The organism is Corallincola spongiicola (assembly GCF_004284785.1).
GTDB classification, from domain to species: Bacteria; Pseudomonadota; Gammaproteobacteria; order Enterobacterales; family Neiellaceae; genus Corallincola; species Corallincola holothuriorum.
The window spans coordinates 589,380-613,452 of record NZ_SHLY01000002.1; the positions used below are offsets into that span (position 1 = coordinate 589,380).

Here is a 24,073-nt window from a genome sequence, read left to right on the forward strand (position 1 = left end):
TTAACAGGAACATCTTCATGTCCCAGAGTGACTCCACCTTTCCGATCTTACCGCAGGTTCTAGCTGATGGTGCCGAGCGTTATTGGCAGCGTTTTCAAACCGCTTGTGAGCAGCAAGCTGTGTCTGACTCTGCTATTTCCGAGGCGGTGAAAAGTAGCCTATTGCGAGCGTTTGCGCTGAGTGACTTTGTGGCTGAAAATTTGATTAAAGACCCTGCGTGGGCATTGCAGGTGATCGATGGCGAACTGCAGCAGCCTGGCCCCGCCTGTTATCAGCAATGGTTGGCGCCGCAATTGTCTCAGTGTGGTGGCGATGAGCGCCAAGTTCAGCAGGTGTTGCGGGTTGCTAGGCGGCAACAAATGACTTTGATCGCTTGGCGTGATCTATTGCATATCGCACCGATTGAACAAACGCTAGCGCGGCTTTCTCAGTTTGCCGATGCCTTGGTCAGTCAGGCATTGGCGTGGGCCTATCAGCAGTTAACAACGCAGTTTGGCACGCCTATGGGGCGTCAAAGTGGCCAACCGCAACCGATGCTCGTACTGGGAATGGGGAAGTTGGGCGGTGGTGAGCTTAACTTCTCTTCCGACATTGATTTAATCTTTGCGTTTCCGGAAAACGGTGAAACCCAAGGGGCTCGCCGTAGTCTTGATAATCAGCAGTTTTTTACCAAGCTAGGCCAAAAGCTGATTAATTTGTTAGCTCAAAGCACTGCCGATGGTTTTGTTTATCGGGTGGATATGCGCTTGCGGCCATTCGGTGACAGCGGGCCTTTGGTGATGAGCTTTGCCGCGCTGGAAGATTACTATCAAGAACAGGGACGAGAGTGGGAACGCTATGCCATGGTCAAGGCACGCATTCTCGGTCCGCGCGGTCGCTATCACCAAGAGCTCGAAGGCTTATTACGTCCGTTTATTTATCGTCGCTATATCGATTTTTCCGCGATCGATTCACTACGCCAGATGAAAGCCATGATTAGCCGTGAGGTTCGCCGCCGATCGCAGTTGAGCAACATTAAACTGGGGGCTGGCGGTATTCGGGAGATCGAGTTTATTGTTCAGGTTTGGCAGCTGATCCGTGGCGGTCGCATGCCGGAGCTGCAGAGTCACGGGCTATTGGAGACGCTGGCCTTGCTGGGTGAGCATGGCTTATTGAACGCTGCGGATTCGGAAACGTTACGGCGCGCCTATCTGTTTCTTCGTCGCAGTGAACAGATGATCCAAGCGATTGGTGATCAACAAACACAGATGCTGCCAGATGGTGATGTTGACCAGCTGCGCCTAGCGCATGTGTTGGGGTATGCCAGCTACGCGCAGTATTTTGACGCGCTCATCCTCCACACCGATGCGGTACATGAGGTCTTTGCTTCTGTGATTGGTGAAGAGGAGGAGCGTAAGGAAGAGGTCGATGACTGCTACATCGAGCTTTGGCAGCATGACTTTGAATTGGATGAGCTGGAAGGGATTTTAACGGAGTGCGGTGTCGCCGAAAGCAAGAGTCAACGGTTAGCTAAACTGTTGCGTGATTTTCGTCTTCAATGCCAGCAGCGCTCAATGGGTAATCGGGGTCGAGAAACCCTGTCGAAATTGATGCCTGGCCTACTCCAGCGCGTGGTGCAAGGTGACAGTCCAGAGCTCCTGTTTGAGCGCGTTACCCAGGTGCTCACCAAGATCTTAACCCGAACTGCTTACTTAGAACTGTTGCTTGAGAACCCAGGTACGCTGGATCAACTTTGCCGACTATGTGCCGCCAGCCCGTGGATCGCCGAGCAGCTGTCGCGTTTTCCTATCTTACTTGACGAACTGATCGATCCTGCCCACCTTTATCAGCCGCCAAGTCCGACGCAGTATCGTGAAGAGTTACGTGAATTTGTTCTGCGTATTCCTGAAGATGATTTGGAACAGCAGATGGAAGCGTTGCGGCAATTCAAGCAGATCCAGCAACTGCGTATTGCAGCATCAGATATCGCCGGCGCACTGCCTCTAATGAAAGTGAGTGACCACTTAACCGCATTGGCTGAAGCGCTAATGGAACAAGTGGTTGGCATGGCATGGCAGCAGATGACCCTGCGCTATGGGCTTCCATCAGGGTTAGCAGATAATAGCTACGCTTTTGCCGTGGTTGGTTATGGCAAGATGGGCGGGATCGAGTTGGGTTATGGCTCCGATCTGGATCTGGTATTTCTGCATCAGGCACCGGCAGGTCATACCCAAGGTGAAAAGTCACTGACCAATCAGCAGTTTTACCTGAAACTAGGCCAGCGGATTATTCATTTGTGCGCCACCCGTACGCCTTCTGGTGTGCTGTATGAAATTGATATGCGCCTTCGACCATCGGGTGCTTCTGGCTTGATGGTGAGTCATATTGACGCCTTTGCTGATTATCAAGCAAAGGAAGCATGGACCTGGGAACATCAGGCATTAGTGCGGAGTCGAGTGGTTTATGGTGACAGTCAGCTGGCGGATGATTTTGCTCAAGTGCGCGCTAACGTGTTGCAACGCTCCCGTGAGCAAGGAACGTTGGCCGAGGATGTCGCGAAGATGCGCGCTAAAATGTACGGTCACCTGAATAAGGGTAACGCAGAGCTTTACGATCTGAAGCAGGACACGGGAGGGATCGTTGATATCGAATTCCTGGCGCAGTATTTGGTATTAGCCTATAGCCAGCAATATCCTGCGCTGAGTGTCTGGTCTGACAATGTGCGTATTTTCGAGACTTTAGCCGAGGAAGGTATTGTCTCTGCCGAGTTATCTAAACAACTTATTGCCGCGTACTGTCGACTGCGGGATAAAAATCACCGTTTGGCTCTGCAGCAGTTACCGGGGCTGCTACCTGTTGATGGTTGGCAAGCGCTGCGGCAGCAGGTAAGAGAGGCTTGGCTAAGTTATCTGCCAGACTACCTGACGCTCAGCGAAACTAGCTGATACTGCTGGAAAATAGTGTCGCGCTATTCTTCTTGCCGCCGCTAGCGAGGGGCTGTCGTTTATTAAAGTTCAGCTTGATGATTTTTGAGATAGTCAGCGCAAGCTTCCGTCGGCAGAGGTTTAGCAAACAGGTAGCCCTGTGCTTCGTCACACTTTAGTCGCGCCAGGAAACGCTGCTGTTCGCCTGTTTCAACCCCTTCAGCGACGACCTTCATACCCATGTTATGAGCCATGGCGATAATGGTGGAGACAATGACACTGTCATTACCATTATCAGGCAGATGTTGAATAAACCGACGGTCAATCTTCAACCGATGGATAGGAAATTTCTGTAGATAAGCAAGGGAAGAGTAGCCGGTGCCAAAGTCGTCGACCGCTAGGGAGATACCGAACTTGGCCAATTGATTGAGCAGGCGTGCTGTCTCTTCTGCGTCCGCCATCAGCATGCTTTCGGTCATCTCAAATTCTATGTCACTGGCGGTAAGCTGGTGTGCTTGGAGTAACTCTTTTAATTGCGCCAACAGATCATGTTGATGAAACTGACGTGCCGACAGGTTGATAGAGATCCGCGGCGTCTTGAGTGCTTTTTTGCGCCACTTGGCTATCTGTTTGCAGGTATGACGCATTACCCACAACCCTAGATCGTTTATTAGGCCAGTCTCTTCGGCGACAGGGATAAATTCCCCTGGGTAGATAATGCCGCGTTTGGGGTGATGCCAGCGTACCAGCACCTCCATGCCACAGAGCGTATTATCCGCCAATGAAAGCTGCGGTTGATAAACTAATGAGAGCTCATTGTTGATGATCGCCTGGCGCAGCTCACTTTCCATCTTTAATTGCTGTGTTGTGCGTTGATCCATCTCGCCGGTGAAAAAGCGGAAGTGGCGACCGCCTGACTCTTTCGCTTTATACATGGCAATATCAGCATGCTTTAACAGGCTCTCTGCACTGCTGGCATCATCGGGGAATACGCTAATGCCGATGCTGAGGGATGGCGACAACTCGTGACCTGCAACATTACAGGGCTCACCAAGGGTTTCGATCAACTTTCTGGCTACCTGACTGACATCAGACAGCGCACCGAACTGTTCCAGTAACACAACAAATTCGTCGCCGCCCAACCGGGCGGCTGTGTCCATGGTTCTGACCGCTTCGGACAGTCGGTTGGCGATGGTTTTCAGCAGACGATCACCGGTGTCATGTCCGAGGGTATCGTTGATATATTTGAATCGATCCAGGTCAAAGAGTAGCAGTGCCACCCGGGTGTCTGAGCGCCTGGCGAGTGCCAACGAGTGCTCGAGGCGATCAGCCAAGAGCAGGCGATTCGGAAGACCGGTCAGTGCATCGTGATGGGCAAGGTACTCTAGGTGAGCTTCATGCTCTTTCAGTTTACGTTCCGATGCTTTGTGGCTGGAAATATCGATAAATGATTCACGGATCAGGCGCCGACCACTCATTGGGAATTGCACCATACGCACTTCGCAGGGCACAGCTTCACTGCCATGACGCAGACAGAGCCATTCAAAATGCGGCACTTCACCATTCAGCGTGCGTTGGATCATCTGCGCTCTTACGGTGGTTGAGCTGCCTTTATCTGACTGTAAAGAGGGGCTCAGGGTGGCAGGATCTGCTGTCATTAGGTTGCGCTTATTGAGACCAAACAGCTTCTCCGCATTACGATTGGCATCGATATAACAAGCTTTATCAACATCAAAAATCAGGATCGCTTCTGGCGCATAGCGCAGCAGTGTTTTGAGCCGTTGCTCACTTTCCCGCAAGTGAAGTTCAGTCGCTTTGCGTTCAGTGATGTCGGTCGAGATCGCACAGATGCCAAATATCTCTCCGGTACTGTCTTTAAGCGGAAACTTATTAGAAAGGTAGGTATGTAATTTGCCGCCTTTGTGATAGCAGGTTTCTTCTACTTCGAGCCCACCTTGGTTGATCGCTTTTAGATCGTTGCTCCATAGTTCTGAGGCGATCTTCTTTGGAAACAGTTCAAATACGTTCTTACCGACATACTCCTCAGGGGAGGGGCCGTCGAGCAAGGCAAAGTGACGATTAACGAATAGTATATTGCCGTTAAGATCTTTAGCCGATATCAGTGCTGGGCAGTGTTCAATGATGGGCAATAGGTCTACTTCACCACTGCTTAAGGGAGATTCCGACATACGATATTGTTGCCGTTGCAGTACATGGAAATCCCATTGGATCTCAGCTAAAGCGGCAAGTGATTCACTTTGATCGGCAACCTGCTGCAATGCTGAGGTATCTGCCGCGTCCGACGTTTCCAAATAGATGACGGCGCTTAATGGTGCAGTACAGTTAAGTTTGAGCAGCCAGCTGTGATGCGACGCTGATTCATTTTCTAACTGCACAAAACTTTGGCTACTGGGCTCGACCCGCCCCAAGGCTGACCAGGGCAGTGGTGGCTCTAGCTCTTCGACATGATTACTGTGAAAGCTATAACTGGCTTGTTCTCTATGGTCGAGCACAAGCGCCACCATATCATCATCCCAAAAAATGATGCTGAGACGGTGATGGGCGCAGTATTGTTTAAACCAATCTGAAAAGCTGTCTAGCCATAGCGTCAGGGTTCTGGCTCTAAGAAGCGGCGTAAACTGATCCATGCTGCAGCAGATACTCCGTAACAGGCCGCTGATGCGGCACCTCTTTGGAGTATAGCAAGGTCATCTCATCCTGCTGTTTTTACGCAGGTATTCAACTTAATGTAGGGCAGCACCGGGCCATCAAAGCTTAGTAGTACGAGGGCTGCTCGGGATCGGGGCGAGTTTTAAAGCGCCGATGCATCCACATATACTCCTCCGGCTGTTTTAAGATCTCGGCTTCAATCAGCTGGTTTATTCTTGTGGTATCGGCAACAAGATCATCGGAAGGAAAATTGTCTAATGCAGGGCTCAGTGTTAGCTGGTACCCCTTGTTATTGGGTAGCCGGGATTGCACGAAGATCATTACTTTGGCTTTGCCCAATTTGGCTAGGTTACTGGTGGCCGGAATAGTTGGAGCGTCTTGCACGGCGAAAAAAGGCACAAAGATACTACTGCGACGACCATAATCTTGATCCGGTGCGTACCAAAGCCGGTGGCCTTTCCGTAGCTGCTTAACAGCCAACTTAATGTCGCGCTTATCAATCAGGTAGGTCTTACCGCGGGAGCGGCCACGGTATTGGAAAAACTCAATGATCGGATTCTTATTCGGGCGGTAGAAACCGATGCCAGCGTAGGTATTACTGTACAACCGAGCGCCCATCTCTAAGGTTTGAAAATGCATGCTTAGAAAGACAATGCCTTGGTCGCCCCCTTGTTCCTTGGGTAGGTTCTCCATCCCTTCATAATGGCAAAGCTTCTGGATACGCCTGTCAGGCCACCACCAAGCAATGCCTGTTTCTATTACCGCCATGCCTGCAGATTCGAAATTTCTATCGACCAGTTGCTGTCGCTCGCTGTCACTCATCTGCGGAAAACAGAGCTGCAGGTTGCGGTCTGCAATGACTGCGCGCTTTTTCAGTAGTTTCTGCATCAGACGGCCAAGTGCCCTGCCGAGCTTCATTAGTAAGGGGTAGGGAAGCAGCTGCACAATAAGCCAGAACACCCCATAGCCGAACCAAGTCAGCCAGTGGCGGGGGTGAAACATGCTTAATGTCAGTGATGGCGCTTCTTTCACTCGTCTATCCTCGGGCTTAGTGGCAGCCTGAAATCGTTCAGGGCAGGTATTGTAGATATCTGTTGCTAGCCTGTCGAACCACAACCGCTATGATTATATCTGTGAGTAAACTGGCATGTCGCGTGTCAGCTCATTAGAATATCGACAATTTATATCATCAGGACAAACAGTTATGCGAGTAAGCCTGCCAGATTTTGATACGGCCCAAGTGTTGGTAGTGGGTGATGTGATGCTGGACCGCTATTGGCATGGACCGACATCGCGGATCTCTCCCGAAGCTCCCGTACCCGTGGTCAAGGTTGAGCAGATCGAAGAGCGAGCTGGTGGTGCTGCAAACGTGGCGCTTAATGTGGCGGCCTTGGGTGGCAAAGCGGTACTTATTGGCATGACCGGGCAGGATGAAGCCGCAGACGCACTTGCAGGCAAGTTGCAGGGGGTGAATGTTGAGTGTGATTTCTACCGCCTTCCCAACTATCCCACCATTACTAAATTACGCATTCTTAGCCGCCATCAGCAGCTGATCCGACTCGATTTCGAAGAGGGGTTTGACGAGGTCGACCCCGCACCTATGTTGGCGCAAATGAAAGCGCAGTTGGCGACGGCCAAGGTGGTGGTGTTGTCTGATTACGCCAAAGGCGCGCTGTCTGCCGTGCAGCAGATGGTACAGCTGGCGAAAGAGGCCAATGTGCCCGTGTTGGTGGACCCTAAAGGTTCCGATTTTGAAAAGTACCGTGGTGCGACCTTAATGACACCAAACCTCGGTGAGTTTGAGGCCATTGTTGGGAAGTGTAAGGATGAAGCTGAGCTCGTGGAACGCGGTCACGCGCTCCGGGAAAAGCTAGAGCTGCAAGCTTTACTGGTGACCCGCGGTGAGCATGGTATGACCTTGCTGCAGGCCGATGAACCAGAGCTGCACTTGCCAGCATTAGCGCAGGAGGTGTTCGATGTCACAGGTGCCGGTGATACGGTGATCTCGGTATTGGCGGCCTCTTTATCAGCGAATAAATCATTTGGTGAAGCTTGTGCCTTGGCGAACGCTGCTGCTGGCGTGGTGGTGGGTAAACTCGGTACTTCAACTGTTTCGACTATCGAGTTGGCCAACGCTATCGGTGAACGGCAAGAGGGCGGTTTCGGTGCGGTCAGTGAAGATCAACTGCTTTACGCGGTTGAAGCGGCTAAAGCTCGCGGCGAAAAGGTGGTGATGACCAACGGCTGCTTCGATATTTTGCATGCTGGCCATGTGGCATATCTCAATCAGGCTGCAAAACTGGGTGATCGCCTCATCGTGGCGGTTAATACCGATGCATCTGTCGCCCGTTTGAAAGGCCCTGGTCGTCCGGTTAATCCAACCGATCGTCGCGCTTCTGTATTGGCGGGGCTCGGCGCTGTCGATTGGGTGGTACCATTTAGTGAAGATACCCCTGCACGTTTAATTGCTGCTGTATTGCCAGATCTATTGGTTAAAGGGGGCGACTACCAGCCAGATGAAATCGCTGGTGGTGATGCCGTACGCGCCAATGGCGGTGAAGTCCGGGTGTTAAATTTTGAAGACGGCTGCTCTACTACTGAGATCATCAATGCGATCCGCGGTGATAGAGCCGCTAAGTAATGGTAATTCGGGCGCTTTATTCACTCCTGCTTTACTTGGCTTTACCGGTTGGGCTTCTGCTACTGCATTGGCCCAAAGGCAGTAAGCCGAAGATAGGTAAGCGTTGGCCTGAGCATTTAGGCTTTGTGCCTCCAGTTGATGGCCATCCATTGTGGCTGCATGCGGTATCTGTCGGCGAAGTGATCGCCGTAACGCCGCTGGTTGAGCGCTTGCTTGCCGAATACCCCAAACTGCCTATTTTAGTGACCACCACTACCCGTACCGGTGCCGATCGGGTACAAGCCGCTTTTGGAGAGCGGGTGATCCACCGTTATGCACCGTTGGACCTACCTGATGCCACCTCTCGTTTTCTGCGCAGAACTCAACCGCGTTTGGCGGTGATGATGGAGATGGAGTTGTGGCCAAACACGTTGGCAGCCTGTTGTCGTCAAAAAGTGCCGTCGCTACTGATTAATGCGCGGATGTCGGATAACTCCTACCGCGGATATCGCCGATTTCGGTGGTTAATCTCACCTGCCTTGCTGGGGTTTCATAGCGTGTTGGCCCAAGGGGGGCAAGACGCAGCACACCTTATCGAATTGGGGGCCGACGCCAGTCGAGTGACTGTTTCAGGTAGCTTGAAATTCGATATAAAGATCAGCGAACAAACGACAACGGATGGTCACTCATTTCGACAAAACATCGCTGCACATCGTCCGGTCTGGATCGCTGCCAGTACCCATCAGGGGGAAGATGAGATCTTGTTGGATGCTCATCAGCGAGTTCGGCAACAGCATAACGACGCATTGCTGATCATTGTCCCGCGGCATCCGCAACGCTTTGATGCAGTTGCGTCGCTATGTCAGCGGCGTGCTGAGGCAGAGGGAATGATTTTTAATCGTCGTAGTTTAAATCAGTTAGATCCTACCTGTGGCATCTACCTAGCTGACACTATGGGTGAGATGATGTTGCTGTTAGCGGCATCCGATATCTGCTTTATGGGCGGTAGCTTAGTTCCTAATGGTGGCCATAATTTGCTGGAGCCAGCGGCCGTGGGCATGCCTACGCTAAATGGTCCGTTTGATTTTAACTTTACAGAGATTTCGCGCACGCTGGTTGCCGCAGGTAATTGCCAGCAGGTAGCCGATAGTGACAGCTTGGCGGCGGCTGTGAGCCAGCTAATCGCCAACCCCGATGAAGCCGAACAAGCTGCCAAAGCCGGAAAGGATGTGGTCGCTAAGAGTCAGGGCGCGCTGCAAAAGACCGTTGTGGCGATTTCCGAATTTATGTAACCGTTTCTCCGGTTTGCCGTTTCAAAGCCCCGATTTTCTCAACTGTTTGGCAAGCTGCGGGTAAAAAGTAAAAAATGAGATAACCTCTAACGGTGTTGCTGAACCATGCTTTCACAGCAGAGTTAAGTACGGCGCTTGTTTGCTTTCTGTTTGTCTTAAACACTTCCAAAGATAGTGCAATATTTCTCTATATAATAATTAGAAGATACTGATTTACATAGAGAAGACCCGTGTACCTATGCTTAAAGCTATCACTTTTTCGAATCTATGAGCGATCTATCAGTTCCGTTGGCTGACAGCTTATAAAGTGTTGAGGTATGGCTGCGGTTGAATTGTAAACAATTCGGTTCAAAGCGTGAGGTCGACCAAAAATTTTAATATGCCAAGCCAAGTTGTCAGACCAGTAGCCTACCCTTAAAGTGAGTTATCTATGTTGGCTTTTTTTACACTTGGCGCTTGCATGCAGAGGGTTTCCCCATAATAAGAAAGGTGCAGGCAGCCATGAGTGAGATGTGGAGGTTCTATGAAGAAGATTGTTCTGGCTATTGTTGTTTCCATGATGAGTTTTTCTGCACTGGCTGCTGAAACGCCACGGCTAGTGCCTTGGTATGGTGCCAGAGTCCATGAGTGTCAAATCGTTTTGGGAATGAAGAATCTACAAGAAGTTGCTTTTGCGTCGGTGGGACGTACCTACGACAACCTATTTACCAGGCTTCGGGAAGAGGCGAAGACATTGGCGAAAAAGAACGGCCTTAAATTTGATACCGTAGCCTATCAGGAGCCTATCGCTGAAGGTCGCTATATCATTGTCGAAGAGTACAATTTGCTTAAATGTGATTAGCTCGACTGACGCAAGCAATAAAAAAGCCGCATATGCGGCTTTTTTATTGCTTCTGTGCCAGCCGCATAGCAGCTAGCACTGGTAAGTGGATCACTCACTCAGGGATAAGATCTTGGTTCGACTGATACGGTGACGATAGATCTCGCGCAGATAGCGAATGGTCTTTTTGATATTTTCCGACGAGAGACGAATATCGTTAATCGACTGGAATTTACTGTCGTCGCGGATCAGTTCTCGATACTTTTTCTCATACATTGGCTTGATTGCAAACCAGTTGGTGTCGAGGATCTTCGCTGGGCTTTCATAAACATTGACTAGTTGATCAATCTTGGATTCATCAAACTCTTCGGCCTTAATCATATCGATGAGGGTCTTGTCCAATGTCTCTTCATAACGATATTTGTCTTTGGCAAAGCAGCGTTTGATGTAAGAGACAATCAGCGTGATGAAATCATCACTGAGGCATGGGCTTTTGGCGACCAAAGTGGTCAGTGACAGGTTGGCAGAGGTACCAATCACCAAAGCATAGCGTTTTAGTGTGGTGTTCGGGAACAGCGCATTCAGATGGCTCTTCAGTCGATTTAAATCGACATAGGAGAGCTTGAAATCTTTTGGTAACGAAACAATTGAGACAATGGATGAGCAGTTCTTGAAAAAGTGCAGATCATTGAGGGCTGATGCATCGTAGCTGTTGCTCTTATACTTTTCTAACGCCGCTCGATAGCGTTGTGACTCAATTGGCAACAAGCTGATGCCTTCAATTGCCTGTGTGTCCTTGTTGAAATGGGGCAGCTCAATGGAGCGGTAAAACAGGTCATCAACGTCGATGTTGTGGTGCTTATCGCCAAACGTTGCTTCCTGGTGGGGCACAACGCTTTCCGCATAAGCCACCGCCACGGGGCCAGCCAGGCTCATAAACAGGTCGTTGGCGTCCAGGCGGATGGTCTCTCCAATATCGATACCGGCACGGCGGAAGTAGTTTTCGTCGTAGTCTGTGGTGACTGCTTGTGCGGTCAAGATATTAAATATCTGCTGTGAGATATATTGATTAGCGTACTTCTCCATCGAGTTAACATCGATGTCTTCAATCTTTCCGTCGTCGGTTTCCTCGGCGTAGCGCATGATATCGTTGGATATCAACATCATCGCATTCCATGGGCGAATACGTTGCATGACGCTGGCTTCGCTCTCTGCCTCATCTTCGTAGTTATAAGAAAAGTCCCACTCTTCAGAGAGGTACTTACATAGCAGACGGCCGGCATTGATATGCAGGGCTTCAGATACGGATGCCTGTTGGTTGGAGATATTCGGCAGAATACAGATACCGCTGGTAAAGATAGGTTCGAAGACAAATGAACGATGGCGGTCGTCATCCAGTGTGTCATGGGGGCGGATCTCAAAGGTTTTGCGCATGTAGGCATATTGCTGTGCCAGACCAAATTCAGAGGCCATGCCTGAACCGGTACCGCCGCCGGCACTGAAAATATAGAAGTACAGTCGACTCTGGTTGGCCTTGATGCCGCAGGAGTCGATTAGATAGGAGTGGATAAACTTCCAATCCTGATTACTGAATTTCTCTGTGTCTTTGTTCAAGATGATTTTAGCGAGATATTGACCCAATATCGGTGCGTTACCAGCCCCCCCCGCATGAACCTCTGATAGATCCATGATTTTCATTTTGGTGTAGTTCTCTAGGAACTTGCCATCTTCGGTTCTTGAGGAGTAGCGGATCCGCCCAGCAATATCTTTATCCAGGTCACCGAGCATCACGATCGGCTCGATAAGGAAGATAGGTTTGAGTGTATTCTCGGCGTTTAGATGCAGCCGCCGACGGATCCAGCGCAGTGGCCGACCATCTTTTTCTATTCTTTGCGTTTCTTGGGTTTTAAATTCATTGAGATAATAGGAGCGGGCGCGATAAACCAGAGTAGCAACTTCTAACGCAATATTTGAACCGCAACGTCCTAGGCCAATAAGGCAGACCGATGGAAAGCTGTGGTTGGCAGCTGAGTGTTCTGGCTCGGCGCCAGTGCTGGGGTAAACATCGTCACGTAAGGTATCGAGGTTTGCGAGGATCTTTTCCAGTTCCCGCTCGGTGAAGAAGTTATATTCGGAGGGCTCTGGGACTGGCACCATTTCATTCGCGGTGATGACGACGCGTTCAGCGGTCTCTGTTGTTTGCTGCGTTTCGGTAGCTGTTTGCGAATCGTCCTTGTTAACGACTTTGCTAGATCCCATTCCCCACCTCTTCAATAATGACTGACGGCATGCTGCTCCGACTTTAGCTTATTGAAGTGTAAAATTTTTTGACATCGGATTGAATTTTCAATGTTTTGTCGATATCAGTAAAAATTTGTTCGCTGCTAAAGCGGTCGCTTTAAATATAGCAGGCTGACTATTTGGTGAAGGATTATCACAAGGCTTTGCTTACACAAGGTGTTTTTTCGTCGCTATTGTGCTGCTACAGTGGCGCCTCAGTTACTGCTGGGGCTGACCTTTACCTGGTTTCTGCCTGCATTTTTGGCGAAGTAGAGCGCTTCGTCTGCGGCATTGATGATGCTCTGTAACGCGCTACGTTGTTTGTCTAACGTGCACACCCCTAAACTGACGGTAACGCGTACCGACTGATTTTCGATCTCTAGCTTAGTGCTAGCGATCATTGCGCGTAGTCGTTCGGCCACTTCCTGTGCCTGAAGCTCTTGCGTATTCGGCAGCACAACGAGAAACTCTTCGCCACCGATACGGCCAACAATATCCCCTGGGCGTAGGGAATTCGCCGTAAGGCGGGCAATTTGCTGAATGGCTAAGTCACCGACGTTGTGTCCATGGTTGTCATTGATCTGCTTAAAGTGATCGATATCGAAGATAATGATCGACAGTGGATCTTTGTTGTGGGCCGCGCGCTCAATCAGCCGTTGTGCATGCTCAAATATACGTCGACGATTGGCGATACCGGTGAGGAAGTCTGTTTCTGCACGGTGCTGTAATACCTTCCGTGAGCGCGCCAGAAAGATGATGATTGCGGCTAACGCCACCATAAAGAGCACGAAGATGGCGATAGTCAGATAAGCAATTTTTCGTTGGTCTTTTTCATTGAGTAGCGCCAATTCATTAATTTCCACCTGCTTTATTAGCAGCTGGTTTTCAAATTGGGTTAGCTTTTCATTATGGGTGAGGGCGGCTTTCAAAATGGCATTGTTGACGAAGTCTCGCTTCGCTTTGGTCTGTTTATCTACAAGTTGCAGCATTGCCTCTAAGGTTATTTGTGGCACGTTCTGTTGCGCCGCGATAATTGCTTGGCAAAGTAAGCGTGAATCATTGAGTTCGTTGGCTGAAGATTGCAACAAGGTTAAACATTGTTCGGCGTAGCGATAGGCTTGTTGCCAGGCTTGATTGCGGAGATGAGCTTCGGCGAGTAAGGCATATGTGTGCTTTACAAAGAATTTTTCTGCGGTGTTGGCTTGCCTGTCTAGCGCTTTTGCCAAGTAGCCGGTAGCCAGTTCAAGCTCGTGTTTGGCCAAAGCGGTGCGGCCGGCATTGTAATAGGCGAAAAACTCGAAATCGGGGTGTTCAGGCGCGGAGTTGGCTAGCTCAAACATCTCACCGACATGCTGCTTCGCCTGTTGCCATTTAGCTTGCTCAATGGCTGCACCGACCATACCGTGGAGCATGCTCACCATGTCCACTTTGTCATCCGCTGACTGCCACTGTTGGTAGGCTTTGCTGAAATGTTCGTAAGCCTGAGAATTGAGCCCATTATTTTTATAAATCAGTGCGGTGGCGTTATAGATCATTGCAACGCGCCCAGAGGATAAGTTGGAGCGCTGTGCGATCGACAGTGCCTCCTGTAATAGCTTTAATCCTTTGTCGAATTGCTGATCATCGTTGTTGCAGAAAGCAAGTTGAGTCAGTGCTTTCACCAGCAGCTCATCGTTATCTAATGCTCTGGCGAACTGTTCTGCGATCACTCTATCGGGGCAATATTTTTCGCGATCGTTGGTCTGTACGTAGCGGATATAGGAACGCTCCAACAAGCTATGTACGAGGTCTATTGATGCGCCTAGCGGCATCAAAATACCGATACTACGATCATAGTTTTGTTTAGCTATATCTAGTTGACCGGTCTCAATTTGGTGATCCGCGTTTAACCGATAGAAGCGTGCTTGCTCCTTCACAGACCAGAGCGTTAAATCAGAGCGGTAGCGTGCGAGGATCTTTAAGGCTTGCTGATGGTCGTCATTGTCTACTTCGGACAGTTGTTTCTCTAAAACCGGAAAAGAAGTCTGCGCAAACGCCAACGACGGTAGTAACAAGTAGACCGTAATAAGAAGGCGGGCGATTAAGTTATATCGGCTCGATTTCTGCAACGTACTACCTTACTGCTAATGACTTAGAGGGGGTCTTTCGGCTGCAGCTTAACAACTATTCAACCCTATCGCAGCGACTATCTTTATAAAAAGCGATGATCTTAGGATGCCGGTGTTGCTCTTCTGTCTCGAGTTTTCCGCCGTTCACCTGTGGTCAACACATCGAACAGCGCTTGCTTAACACCGTATATATCGCGTCTGTCATTGTGTCGATTACGTCGGTCTGAATGGTGCTTATAACGGCATTGGCAAGTTGGCTGATCGCAGCCAGGTAGAGGAATGTGTGGTGCTTCGTGCGACAAATAGCGTTGATGTTGAAGTTTTTCTACGTGGCGGCAGCAAATGAGTCCCTGCTCTATGGATACGGCATGGTAGCGCTGATCGATAACTTGACCGTTACTACTTTGACCTTGACGATACCGCCAAAGCAAATAGGCAATACCTGCCAAGACTAGAAGCAAAAATCCCGTTGCCATCGTTTTATTATCCCTTTGCTCGCTTTGCGAGATCCCTTTTTAAGCCACATGAATAAACTAGCGGCATTTTAATCAAAGAGATAGCATCTGAAGGTGATCTTTATCACATCTCATTGGCTGGTCTGACAAGTTAGTTTTTGCTGTATAACGATTTCATGTTTCAGGAAATGGTGAGCATGTGTGTCATAGTCGCAATGGCTCGGCCAGTCGCGGTAGCTCTGTATCTGACACAAAAAAAGCCGCTATTGCGGCTTTTTTTTACCAGGAAAAACTATTACGCCGGTCGTTTCAGACCCTTATTAACATCTTTTAGATCTTGTTCTGTTAAGTTACCAGCGGCAAATTTCAGGCTCAGTACGCTGAGGACATAGGCGTAACGAGCACTGGAAAGCTGCGCTTTGGCATCATAAAGGTTTCTAGTGGCATCAAGTACATCGACAATGGTACGTGTGCCAACTTCAAAGCCTGCTTCCGTTGCTTGCAGGGCACTAACCCGCGAGACGACGGTTTGTTCAAATGCGCGGATCGCACTGATGGAAGCGATAACGTCGTTATAGCTGCTGATGGTGACGCGATTGACTTCACGATAGGTTTCGTTCATCTGCTCGCTAGTGGCAACATAAGCATACTGCGCTTGCTGTTCGCGAGAGGTGATAGCACCGCCGGTATAGATAGGCACTGATACCTGCAGCCCTATGGTTTGGTCATCATAGCTGTCAGGGCCGTTGTTTAAGTTGCTATCAATATTCGAGGTGTCATATTGAGCAAACAGCGACAGCGTGGGCATATGACCTGCCGCTGCCAAGTCAATGTTTTGCTTGGCAATATCGGTAGCCACGCGAGCAGAGGCCAGTGATAAGCTTTTATCTTTCGCGATTGTTTGCCAGTTCTGCGCTGATTCAGGCTGCGGTTTCGCAGGTGAAAACAGGTCGGTATTGAGGATGTCGAGGTCTCTATGGCTGAGGCCGGTCAATACTCGAAGCCCTTCGTAACTGTTTTCCAACACGTTGACTTGGACAATTTCATCGGCAGCAGAACGGTCATATTCTGCTTGTGCTTCATGGACGTCGGTAATGGCAGTCAAACCTACGGCAAAGCGCTGTTTGGTTTGCTCTAATTGACGCTCAATGGCCCGTTTTTCTGCTCTGATGAATTCAACATCGTCCATTGCCTGTAGTACTTCAAAATAGGCATCTGCCACGCGGAGTATCTGGCGCTGTAGTTCGAGGTTGTAATTAACATCGGCTTGGTGGGCTGACTTCTCTGCTAAATCCAGGCTGATCCAACTTTCCTGACGATAGATCTCTTGGGTCAGTCCGACGCTCGCGCTGGTGCCGTCACCTTCACGAAAGTTACGGTTACTGCTGGTATCGGTGTACTGACCGGTCACTGATATTTGCGGTAATAAGGTCGCTCGCGCTTCCTTTATCGCTTCAAATGCTTGCTGTCGCTGGGCGGCTGCTCGGAGAATGACAGGATCGGCTTCTAATGATTTTTCATAGATTTGCCAGATGTCATCGGCGAAAGCAGAACTGGTTAAAGAACCTAGCACCAGTGTGACTGCAAGGGAAAGGGGCTTCTTGACCATTGTTATCTATCTTCCTTTAAGTCTCTTTAACTTGACTTTATGACTTGGCTTTTGAGCAACATCGGCTGCTTTTTTTCAGCAGTATACCCTTGAGAACTCACCAATTCTTTGCCTGAAGTGTAACAGAAATTTTTTTTGGTGTGCTTGTTTGCTTGTAGTCATGTTAGGCGGCGCAGATAATGAGTTTCGTCAGAATAATCTTTGCTTTGAGGAATATCCGTTGAGTTCATCACAAAGCCTACCCGATCGTTTTACTGATAAAGATGTCGAACTGCTTGCGAAACAGACGCTTTATGCTGGCTTTTTTTCTATGGTGAAGTATCGCTTGCGCCATAAATTGTTTGCGGGTGGCTGGAGCGAGGAGATGGATCGCGAAGTGTTTGAACGTGGTCATGCCGTCGTGGTGCTGCCCTATGATCCGGTGAGCGATAGTGTGGTGATCCAGGAGCAATTTCGGGTGGGCGCCTGCGCGACAACCAGTCACCCTTGGCTATACGAGCTGGTGGCAGGCATTATTGAGCCGGGCGAATCTGCAGAGGAGGTTGCCCATCGCGAGGCCGCCGAAGAAGCGGGATTAACGCTGGGACGGGTGGAGCACCTGTTTAGTTATCTGGTTAGCCCAGGAGGCACAACCGAGCGGATTGAGCTGTACGTCGGCGAGGTTGATAGTCGCGGTATCGGCGGTCTGCATGGTTTAGCAAATGAGCACGAAGATATCCGGGTGCAGGTGTTACCTCGATCGCAGGTGTTAGCGATGCTTGCTGACGGGCAGGTAGAAAATGCCGCGACGATTATCGCTTTACAGTGGCTGCAGTTACATGGTGATGCGCTTAAATCGCGTTGGGAAGTGGATTAGCTGATGTCTCGCAGCGGCCGCTATCAACCTGATGTGTCAGCGTTTTTACGTTGCTGTGAGCATAACTATGCCAGTTTACGTTTTTTGCTGGTGAGGCTGGATAGCGCCGGTGATACCCTATTTTGGGCGTTGGACATGCACACACAAGTGTCGATGCAGCTGGTTGAAGAAACTAAGTACACCAGCACCATCTTACTGGAACAACATCGCGCAGGTGCAGCTGCTTTTTTGTTGCCACAAATGACGGTGAGGCTGTACCACGATGCCCGCGTGGCAGAAGTGTTAACTAGTCAGCAGATTTCCAGGCTCAAGCCAAGGTATGATTATCCTAATAAAAAAATGCATCATAAAGATGAAAAAATTCAGGTTAATCAGTTTCTTGCTGAGTGGCTGCAGCACAGCAAAAAGTTTGGCTATGGCACCGCTCCGCTGATACAGGTAGACCCCGTTTCCGGAAAATAGTGGCTAATTTAAGTGGAAATCCTCAAAGTCGAAGCAGTGCTACCTGAAGGAAGGGTATGCCCACAACTGCTTCAAATTACAGATACCCACCTCTTCGGTAGTCCTGAAAAGTCGCTACTAGGGGTCAATACACGGGATAGCTTTCATGCTGTGCTGGATCTGATCGAACAGCAACCGGCTGAGATCGACGCATTTCTGGCGACTGGCGACATCTCCCAGGATGATTCTATTAGCTCTTATTCCGCCTTCGCCCATGGTATTGCCCGATTTGCCGCGCCTTGCTACTGGATCCCCGGGAATCATGATGATCCGCGGATCATGGCGACAGAGCTAGATAACCCAACACTGCACGCCGCAAAGCAGATTGTTTACCCTAAATGGCAGGTTTTGCTACTGGATAGCCAGGTGAAAAAGCATACCTATGGCTTTTTATCTGAATCGCAATTGTTGTTTGTTGAAAAAGCGGTTGCTGAGTATCCGGATCGCCACTGTTTAGTGTTGCTGCATCATAATCCTATTCCGGTTGGATGCCGCTGGTTGGATCAGCATCAACTGAAGAACGGTAGTCAATTCCTCGATTTATTGAGCCGGTTACCTCAGGTTAAAGGGGTTGTCTGGGGTCACGTGCACCAGACCCTTGATCGGATGCACAATGGGATCCGTCTGTTATCGACGCCATCCACTTGTATCCAGTTTAAGCCGAATTGTGACCAGTTTACTTTGGACACGGTCGCTCCCGGTTATCGTCGTTTGACTCTGCTGGATGATGGTGAGATTGATACGGAAGTGTTGCGCCTGAAGGACAACCCGTTTGCGCCTAACTTGGCAAGTAAAGGCTACTGATGCAGCGATTGATTTATCTGCATGGTTTTAACAGCTCATCTCAGTCAGCAAAAGCCAAAATACTCGCCGATTACATTCTGCAATCGGCGTTAAACATTGAACTGCTAACGCCGCAATTGGCTAATACGCCTCAGGCCGCGTGGGGACAAATTCAACAACTTGTCCTCAGTACACCCAACCTTATCGGTTGTGTGGGTAGCTCATTAGGTGGCTTTTTCGCCACCTGTGTAACAGAGCAATTTAATCTGCCCAGCGTACTCGTTAATCCGGCCGTAGCCCCTGCCAAATTGCTGCGTCAGGCGTTGGGGCCGCAGCATAATCCTTATACTGGCGAGTCTTACCAGCTAACCTTGGCGCATATGGATGAATTATTGAATATGACGCCCACGATCAGTGCGCCTGCTCGCTATAAAGTACTCTTAACCACGGGAGATGAGGTGTTAGATTATCGTGATGCTTTAGCCTTGTATTATGGTGCTGAGTTTTCAATTGAGGATGGTGGCGATCATCTTTTCACCATGTTTGCAGACTATCTTCCCGAAGTTTTTCGTTTTTTCCTGCAATCCCAAACGGTGTGAGTGGTGAGGATTGACAAGATATGGCACCCTCGCCACCATGTTTTCGTGATGCGCATGGTGATAGTCGCCAATGCGTTTAGCCAGTAAGTAATAGCAACCATAGAGCCCTATTGATGAGTGACCAGCAATATACAGCCGATGCGATTGAAGTTCTGAGTGGCTTAGAGCCAGTTCAGCGGCGTCCTGGTATGTATACCGACACTACGCGCCCTAACCACCTTGGACAAGAGGTGATCGACAACAGTGTCGATGAAGCGCTGGCAGGCTTTGCGAGCAATGTGCAAGTGATCTTGCATGCCGATCAGTCGCTAGAGGTGATTGATGATGGTCGCGGAATGCCCGTCGATATTCACCCGGAAGAGGGGGTCAGCGGGGTTGAACTGATCCTCTGCCGGTTACATGCTGGGGGTAAGTTTTCCAACGATAGCTATCAATTTAGTGGCGGTTTGCACGGGGTTGGTATCTCTGTGGTCAACGCGCTGTCTACCCGTGTAGAGGTGGCTATTCGTCGCGATGGTGAAGTACATGAAATAGCCTTTGAGAACGGCGATAAGGTATCGGAATTAGCCGTTACTGGAACCGTTGGTAAACGCAATACAGGTACCCGTGTCCATTTCTGGCCTGATCCTAAGTATTTCGACAGTTTCAAATTCTCGCTCACCAAGCTGAAACATATTCTCAAGGCGAAAGCGGTACTTTGCCCTGGATTACGCATCAAGCTGAACGACAAAGTGAATGGCGAGAATCACGAGTGGTTCTATGAAGATGGATTGCGTGACTATTTACGTGAACACGTCAAAGCGTTTCCATCCTTGCCTGAAGATCCGTTTACAGGCGTGTTTCGCTCTGAGCACGAAGAGGTTGATTGGGCCGTCACTTGGTTACCTGATGGTGGCGAGCAGATCGGCGAAAGCTATGTCAATTTGATCCCAACAGCGCAGGGCGGTACCCATGTCAACGGCTTGCGGAATGGCTTGCTGGAATCGATGCGTGAGTTTTGCGAATTTCGCAATTTGTTGCCACGCGGGGTTAAGCTGACGCCTGATGATATCTGGGATCGCTGTAGTTATATTCTGTCGGTTAAGATGCAGGATCCACAGTTCGCCGGGCAAACCAAAGAGCGCCTATCGTCGCGCCAGTGTGCGGCTTTTGTCTCCGGTGTCGTCAAAGATTCATTTAGCCTCTGGTTAAACGAACATACCGACATTGCTGAGCTGTTAGCGGATGTTTGTATTAGCAGCGCTCAGCGTCGTATGCGCGCGGCCAAGAAAGTGGTGCGGAAAAAAGTCACCAGTGGCCCACAATTGCCAGGCAAGTTGACCGATTGTGCCTCGGATGATCCCGCGCTGAGCGAGATCTTTTTGGTGGAAGGGGACTCGGCGGGTGGATCGGCGAAGCAGGCTAGGGATCGCGAGATCCAAGCGGTGATGCCGTTGCGCGGTAAAATTCTCAATACTTGGGAAGTTGACAGCGGGCAGATCCTAGCGTCACAGGAAGTGCATGATATCTCTGTGGCGATCGGTATGGATCCAGACTCTGAAGACACATCAGGGTTGCGTTACGGCAAGATCTGCATTCTGGCTGATGCGGATTCTGATGGGTTGCACATTGCGACTTTATTGTGTGCGCTGTTTTTACGCCATTACAGCCATTTGGTGCAGGAGGGGCATATTTATGTGGCGATGCCTCCGCTGTATCGTGTGGATGTCGGCAAAGAGGTGTTTTATGCCCTCGATGAGCCAGAGAAACAGGGGATCTTGGATCGCATAGAAGCGGAGAAAAAGCGCGGCAAAGTTCAGGTGACGCGCTTTAAAGGTTTGGGTGAGATGAATCCGTTGCAGTTGCGTGAAACGACCATGGACCCCAATACTCGCCGTTTAGTGCAATTGACCATTGATGACGCTGAGCAGACCATGTTGATTATGGATATGTTGTTGGCAAAGAAGCGCTCCGCCGACCGCAAAGTGTGGCTTGAACAAAAAGGCGATCGCGTCGAGTTATAGGGCGCCTCTTTATTGATTGGAATACGGTGGAAACGGAATTTTCACTGTTTGCGGCTATTAATTGTACAGGTTTGACTATACTGAGATTATTGGCCGTTCGCTGGGATCAAGGAGTGTCCCTTTGCAACAGAAAAAAATTGATAGAGAGTCGTTGGGTTCTCGATTGGGTTGTGATTGTGAGCTAAGGGCGCTACTGAATAGTTTGCCCGGTGCCATATGCTGCCGCCGAATGGATCCCAGCATGTCTTTGTCGTTTGCTTCTTCCGCGATGCATCAACTAACTGGCTATCGTGCTGACGAAGTTGTGAACGGTGCCGTGCGCAGTTTCGAATCCTTGTTGCACCCGCAAGAAAACTTATCCCGATTGCGCGCTTTGGCGTTGCAGCAGCTTCATCAAACAGAATCCTTTACCTTGCAGTACAGACTTGTTCATCGTGATGGCAGTGTGCTGTGGATCTGGGAGTCAGGTCGTATTGCCGGCCATGTTGATGGCCAGTATTGTCTCACCGAATCTATCTTGGTCGATATGACCGATTTGCATCAACAGCAAAAAACCTTGGAAGACACGCTGACGCGGCAAACCCGGGATCTGGCTGCCGTGAAGCAGTTGCTGGTAGAAGCGGAAGATCGTGCGCGTCACGATGAAGTCAAATTAGCGCAGTCACAGAAAAGACTGTATCGCCAAGGGTTGGTGATCAATCAGTTAACTGCCGGGGTGATGTCATTGTCAGCCGTCGAGCTGGTGGTGAGCCACGTTTGTGAACAAATAAACGGTGTTTTGGGTGCATCCCATTGCGGTGTCTGGTCATTTGAGCAGGGGCACCAATTGTTGAAGTTGATTGTGCACCCAGACGAGAACACCAGCGTCGCTAAACATAAGCTGATCTCCCATCAACTGCATCGCCGTCAGTTCAATCATCTATTTACAGCGATTGAAGCGGGTGTTGCGTTTGCTGCCCATGACGCCGAGAAAGATTCTCGCACCAACGAATTCAGCAAACTATTTTCATCTTTACAACTTCGTTCGATGATCGTGGTGCCGTTACATCTGCACCAGAAAAGCTATGGCATGTTGGTGGTTGAGCAGTGTGATATCAGTCGCCATTGGTACCCTGACGAACTTAACTTTGTGCTGGCAGCCAGTTTGGTGATGCTTACCCGTATCATTGAGCTTGAGGCGGATTCTATTCGCACTCGCCTGCACGGCTTGGCCTATTTTGATGCGTTGACTCAGTTAGAAAATCGACAGCTATTCAATGAGCAACTTAAAGATGCGCTGGCGAAATATCATCGTGATGGCCAAGGTTCCGGCTTGCTGTTTCTCGACCTGAATGAGTTTAAGCAGGTCAATGATCGCTTAGGTCATAGTGCCGGTGACCAGCTACTGCAGCAGGTTGCGAGCCGACTGAAGCGCTGTTTGCGGAAGACCGACCATATTGCCCGGATCGGTGGTGATGAATTTATTGTGTTGTTGCATAACGTTAAGATGCCGAACTTGGTTGCTCAGGTGGCTGAAAAGCTGTTGCATCAAGTGATCCAGCCCTATGTGATTGACGGCGAGCGTGTCGAGATTGGTGTCAGTATTGGTATCGCTTTAGCGCCAGCTGATTCGGTGGAGGCCGAAGAGCTGATGAAGTTGGCCGATCAGGCGATGTATCGGGTGAAAGCATCAGGTGTGAGTAGTTATCAGTTTGCTAATACCCAGGTTGCGGTGGATGCTCGCAGTGAATATGCGTTGATCTCCGAGTTGCGCAGTGCGGTAGAGCAGGAGCAGATGGAGCTGGTGTATATGCCGCAGATCGCACTGGAGGATGGTGCCATATCTGGTGCTGAGGCTTTATTGCGTTGGCGTCATCCGCGCTTAGGTTTATTAGCTCCCGCGATGTTTATTGAACTGGCAGAGCGTAATCAGCTGCTAAAACCGATAGGTGAATGGGTGTGTCAGCAGGTCGTTAAGGATGCGCATGCACTGAATGCACAAGGCAAAGATACCGTACTCTCCTTTAATTTATCGGCCTCACAGATGGACGACGCCGGTTTGGTTGATCGCTTACGTTTGTTGATTGAAGAGAGTGAACTTCCTGCCGGTAGCCTGCGGATTGAACTGAAAGAGGATACGCTGCTACATCATGTGGCGGAGATTGAGAATTTACTTCATCGTCTTCATCAGCTGGGGGTCGGGCTCACCATCGACAATTTTGGTGCTGGCGCATGTGCTGTTGAGACCCTCACCCGGTTGCCTATCGATCTATTGAAGATAGATCAGCGCTTGTTACGCGACACCGAGAATGATCCTGCGAAACGTAGTTTGGCTTCCACCATGATTGCTGTTGCCCAGATCATGGGGAAAGAGGTGGTGGCAGAGGGCATTGAAACCCAGGGACAAGCGGACTTCTTAACAGGTCGTCACTGCCACCATGCGCAAGGTTTCTATTACTATCGTCCGATGGTTTTTGAAACGTTTACTAGGATCTTGCATTAACTCATCGCGAATTATTTGATGTTTAGAGCTGAACTCATTTCATATCTCACGTAAATTAACCTCACTATGTTAAAGACATTGATGGATCACTG

16 protein-coding genes are annotated in these 24,073 nt (G+C 49.7%); 10 read left to right on the forward strand and 6 right to left on the reverse strand.

What is annotated here, in order from left to right; all coding sequences use genetic code 11:
• The first annotated feature begins 17 nt into the window (after positions 1–17).
• On the forward strand, positions 18–2,924 hold the full coding sequence (gene glnE / locus EXY25_RS08315) for a bifunctional [glutamate--ammonia ligase]-adenylyl-L-tyrosine phosphorylase/[glutamate--ammonia-ligase] adenylyltransferase (RefSeq protein ID WP_130566399.1): 2,907 nt from the start codon (positions 18–20) through the stop codon (positions 2,922–2,924).
• A gap of 62 nt (positions 2,925–2,986) precedes the next feature.
• Here glnE and EXY25_RS08320 read toward each other — a convergent pair whose 3' ends face one another.
• Positions 2,987–5,551 carry an EAL domain-containing protein gene (locus tag EXY25_RS08320; RefSeq protein ID WP_130566400.1) on the reverse strand — a complete coding sequence of 855 codons (2,565 nt, stop codon included), beginning with the start codon at positions 5,549–5,551 and terminating at the stop codon, positions 2,987–2,989.
• A gap of 127 nt (positions 5,552–5,678) precedes the next feature.
• A complete protein-coding gene (lpxL, locus tag EXY25_RS08325) occupies positions 5,679–6,605 on the reverse strand; it encodes an LpxL/LpxP family Kdo(2)-lipid IV(A) lauroyl/palmitoleoyl acyltransferase (RefSeq protein ID WP_207232129.1) in 927 nt (308 codons plus the stop codon).
• A gap of 172 nt (positions 6,606–6,777) precedes the next feature.
• On the opposite strand from lpxL, the gene hldE reads away from it, so the two are divergent.
• The 3 genes from hldE (at position 6,778) to EXY25_RS08340 (ending at position 10,326) form a co-directional block, all read left to right on the forward strand.
• A complete protein-coding gene (gene hldE, locus EXY25_RS08330; protein ID WP_130566401.1) occupies positions 6,778–8,214 on the forward strand; it encodes a bifunctional D-glycero-beta-D-manno-heptose-7-phosphate kinase/D-glycero-beta-D-manno-heptose 1-phosphate adenylyltransferase HldE in 1,437 nt (478 codons plus the stop codon).
• Positions 8,214–9,485: a lipid IV(A) 3-deoxy-D-manno-octulosonic acid transferase gene (waaA, locus tag EXY25_RS08335; protein WP_130566402.1), complete on the forward strand. Its 1,272-nt coding sequence runs from the start codon at positions 8,214–8,216 to the stop codon at positions 9,483–9,485. The genes hldE and waaA overlap by 1 nt, the downstream gene beginning before the upstream one ends.
• A gap of 523 nt (positions 9,486–10,008) precedes the next feature.
• The gene (locus tag EXY25_RS08340; protein WP_114337176.1) at positions 10,009–10,326 is read left to right on the forward strand and encodes a hypothetical protein; all 318 of its coding nucleotides are present in this window, start codon (positions 10,009–10,011) and stop codon (positions 10,324–10,326) included.
• A gap of 90 nt (positions 10,327–10,416) precedes the next feature.
• Here EXY25_RS08340 and EXY25_RS08345 read toward each other — a convergent pair whose 3' ends face one another.
• From EXY25_RS08345 to tolC, 4 genes are all read right to left on the reverse strand, one after another.
• Positions 10,417–12,564: a hypothetical protein gene (locus EXY25_RS08345; protein WP_130566403.1), complete on the reverse strand. Its 2,148-nt coding sequence runs from the start codon at positions 12,562–12,564 to the stop codon at positions 10,417–10,419.
• A gap of 236 nt (positions 12,565–12,800) precedes the next feature.
• Positions 12,801–14,693, reverse strand: a complete 1,893-nt coding sequence (locus EXY25_RS08350) for a tetratricopeptide repeat-containing diguanylate cyclase (protein WP_130566404.1) — start codon at positions 14,691–14,693, stop codon at positions 12,801–12,803.
• Between the two features lie 101 nt (positions 14,694–14,794).
• The gene (locus tag EXY25_RS08355; protein ID WP_130566405.1) at positions 14,795–15,169 is read right to left on the reverse strand and encodes a hypothetical protein; all 375 of its coding nucleotides are present in this window, start codon (positions 15,167–15,169) and stop codon (positions 14,795–14,797) included.
• Between the two features lie 274 nt (positions 15,170–15,443).
• Positions 15,444–16,757 carry an outer membrane channel protein TolC gene (gene tolC / locus EXY25_RS08360; RefSeq protein WP_114337180.1) on the reverse strand — a complete coding sequence of 438 codons (1,314 nt, stop codon included), beginning with the start codon at positions 16,755–16,757 and terminating at the stop codon, positions 15,444–15,446.
• A gap of 148 nt (positions 16,758–16,905) precedes the next feature.
• Here tolC and nudF point away from each other — a divergent pair, with 148 nt between their 5' ends.
• From nudF to EXY25_RS08390, 6 genes are all read left to right on the forward strand, one after another.
• Positions 16,906–17,613, forward strand: a complete 708-nt coding sequence (gene nudF / locus EXY25_RS08365; RefSeq protein ID WP_246019527.1) for an ADP-ribose diphosphatase — start codon at positions 16,906–16,908, stop codon at positions 17,611–17,613.
• Positions 17,614–17,616: 3 nt separating this feature from the next.
• A complete protein-coding gene (locus EXY25_RS08370; RefSeq protein ID WP_130566406.1) occupies positions 17,617–18,075 on the forward strand; it encodes a DUF1249 domain-containing protein in 459 nt (152 codons plus the stop codon).
• Between the two features lie 12 nt (positions 18,076–18,087).
• Positions 18,088–18,918: a 3',5'-cyclic-AMP phosphodiesterase gene (gene cpdA / locus EXY25_RS08375; RefSeq protein ID WP_233496418.1), complete on the forward strand. Its 831-nt coding sequence runs from the start codon at positions 18,088–18,090 to the stop codon at positions 18,916–18,918.
• Entirely contained in the window at positions 18,918–19,496 is a 579-nt protein-coding gene (locus EXY25_RS08380) for a YqiA/YcfP family alpha/beta fold hydrolase (RefSeq protein ID WP_207232130.1), read from the forward strand. Before cpdA ends, EXY25_RS08380 begins: the two co-directional genes overlap by 1 nt.
• Before the next feature lie 113 nt (positions 19,497–19,609).
• A complete protein-coding gene (gene parE, locus EXY25_RS08385; protein ID WP_114337184.1) occupies positions 19,610–21,499 on the forward strand; it encodes a DNA topoisomerase IV subunit B in 1,890 nt (629 codons plus the stop codon).
• A 121-nt stretch (positions 21,500–21,620) separates the two neighbouring features.
• Positions 21,621–23,981: a bifunctional diguanylate cyclase/phosphodiesterase gene (locus EXY25_RS08390; protein ID WP_158537960.1), complete on the forward strand. Its 2,361-nt coding sequence runs from the start codon at positions 21,621–21,623 to the stop codon at positions 23,979–23,981.
• Positions 23,982–24,073: the final 92 nt, after the last annotated feature.

Excerpts from the sequence above, each read along its gene's own strand:
- EXY25_RS08355 (WP_130566405.1), bottom strand. The coding sequence starts at position 15,169 with ATGGCAACGGGATTTTTGCTTCTAGTCTTGGCAGGTATTGCCTATTTG.
- tolC (WP_114337180.1), bottom strand. The coding sequence starts at position 16,757 with ATGGTCAAGAAGCCCCTTTCCCTTGCAGTCACACTGGTGCTAGGTTCT.
- EXY25_RS08320 (WP_130566400.1), bottom strand. The coding sequence starts at position 5,551 with ATGGATCAGTTTACGCCGCTTCTTAGAGCCAGAACCCTGACGCTATGG.
- waaA (WP_130566402.1), top strand. The coding sequence starts at position 8,214 with ATGGTAATTCGGGCGCTTTATTCACTCCTGCTTTACTTGGCTTTACCG.
- glnE (WP_130566399.1), top strand. The coding sequence starts at position 18 with ATGTCCCAGAGTGACTCCACCTTTCCGATCTTACCGCAGGTTCTAGCT.
- EXY25_RS08370 (WP_130566406.1), top strand. The coding sequence starts at position 17,617 with ATGTCTCGCAGCGGCCGCTATCAACCTGATGTGTCAGCGTTTTTACGT.
- hldE (WP_130566401.1), top strand. The coding sequence starts at position 6,778 with ATGCGAGTAAGCCTGCCAGATTTTGATACGGCCCAAGTGTTGGTAGTG.
- EXY25_RS08380 (WP_207232130.1), top strand. The coding sequence starts at position 18,918 with ATGCAGCGATTGATTTATCTGCATGGTTTTAACAGCTCATCTCAGTCA.
- EXY25_RS08345 (WP_130566403.1), bottom strand. The coding sequence starts at position 12,564 with ATGGGATCTAGCAAAGTCGTTAACAAGGACGATTCGCAAACAGCTACC.
- EXY25_RS08340 (WP_114337176.1), top strand. The coding sequence starts at position 10,009 with ATGAAGAAGATTGTTCTGGCTATTGTTGTTTCCATGATGAGTTTTTCT.
- parE (WP_114337184.1), top strand. The coding sequence starts at position 19,610 with ATGAGTGACCAGCAATATACAGCCGATGCGATTGAAGTTCTGAGTGGC.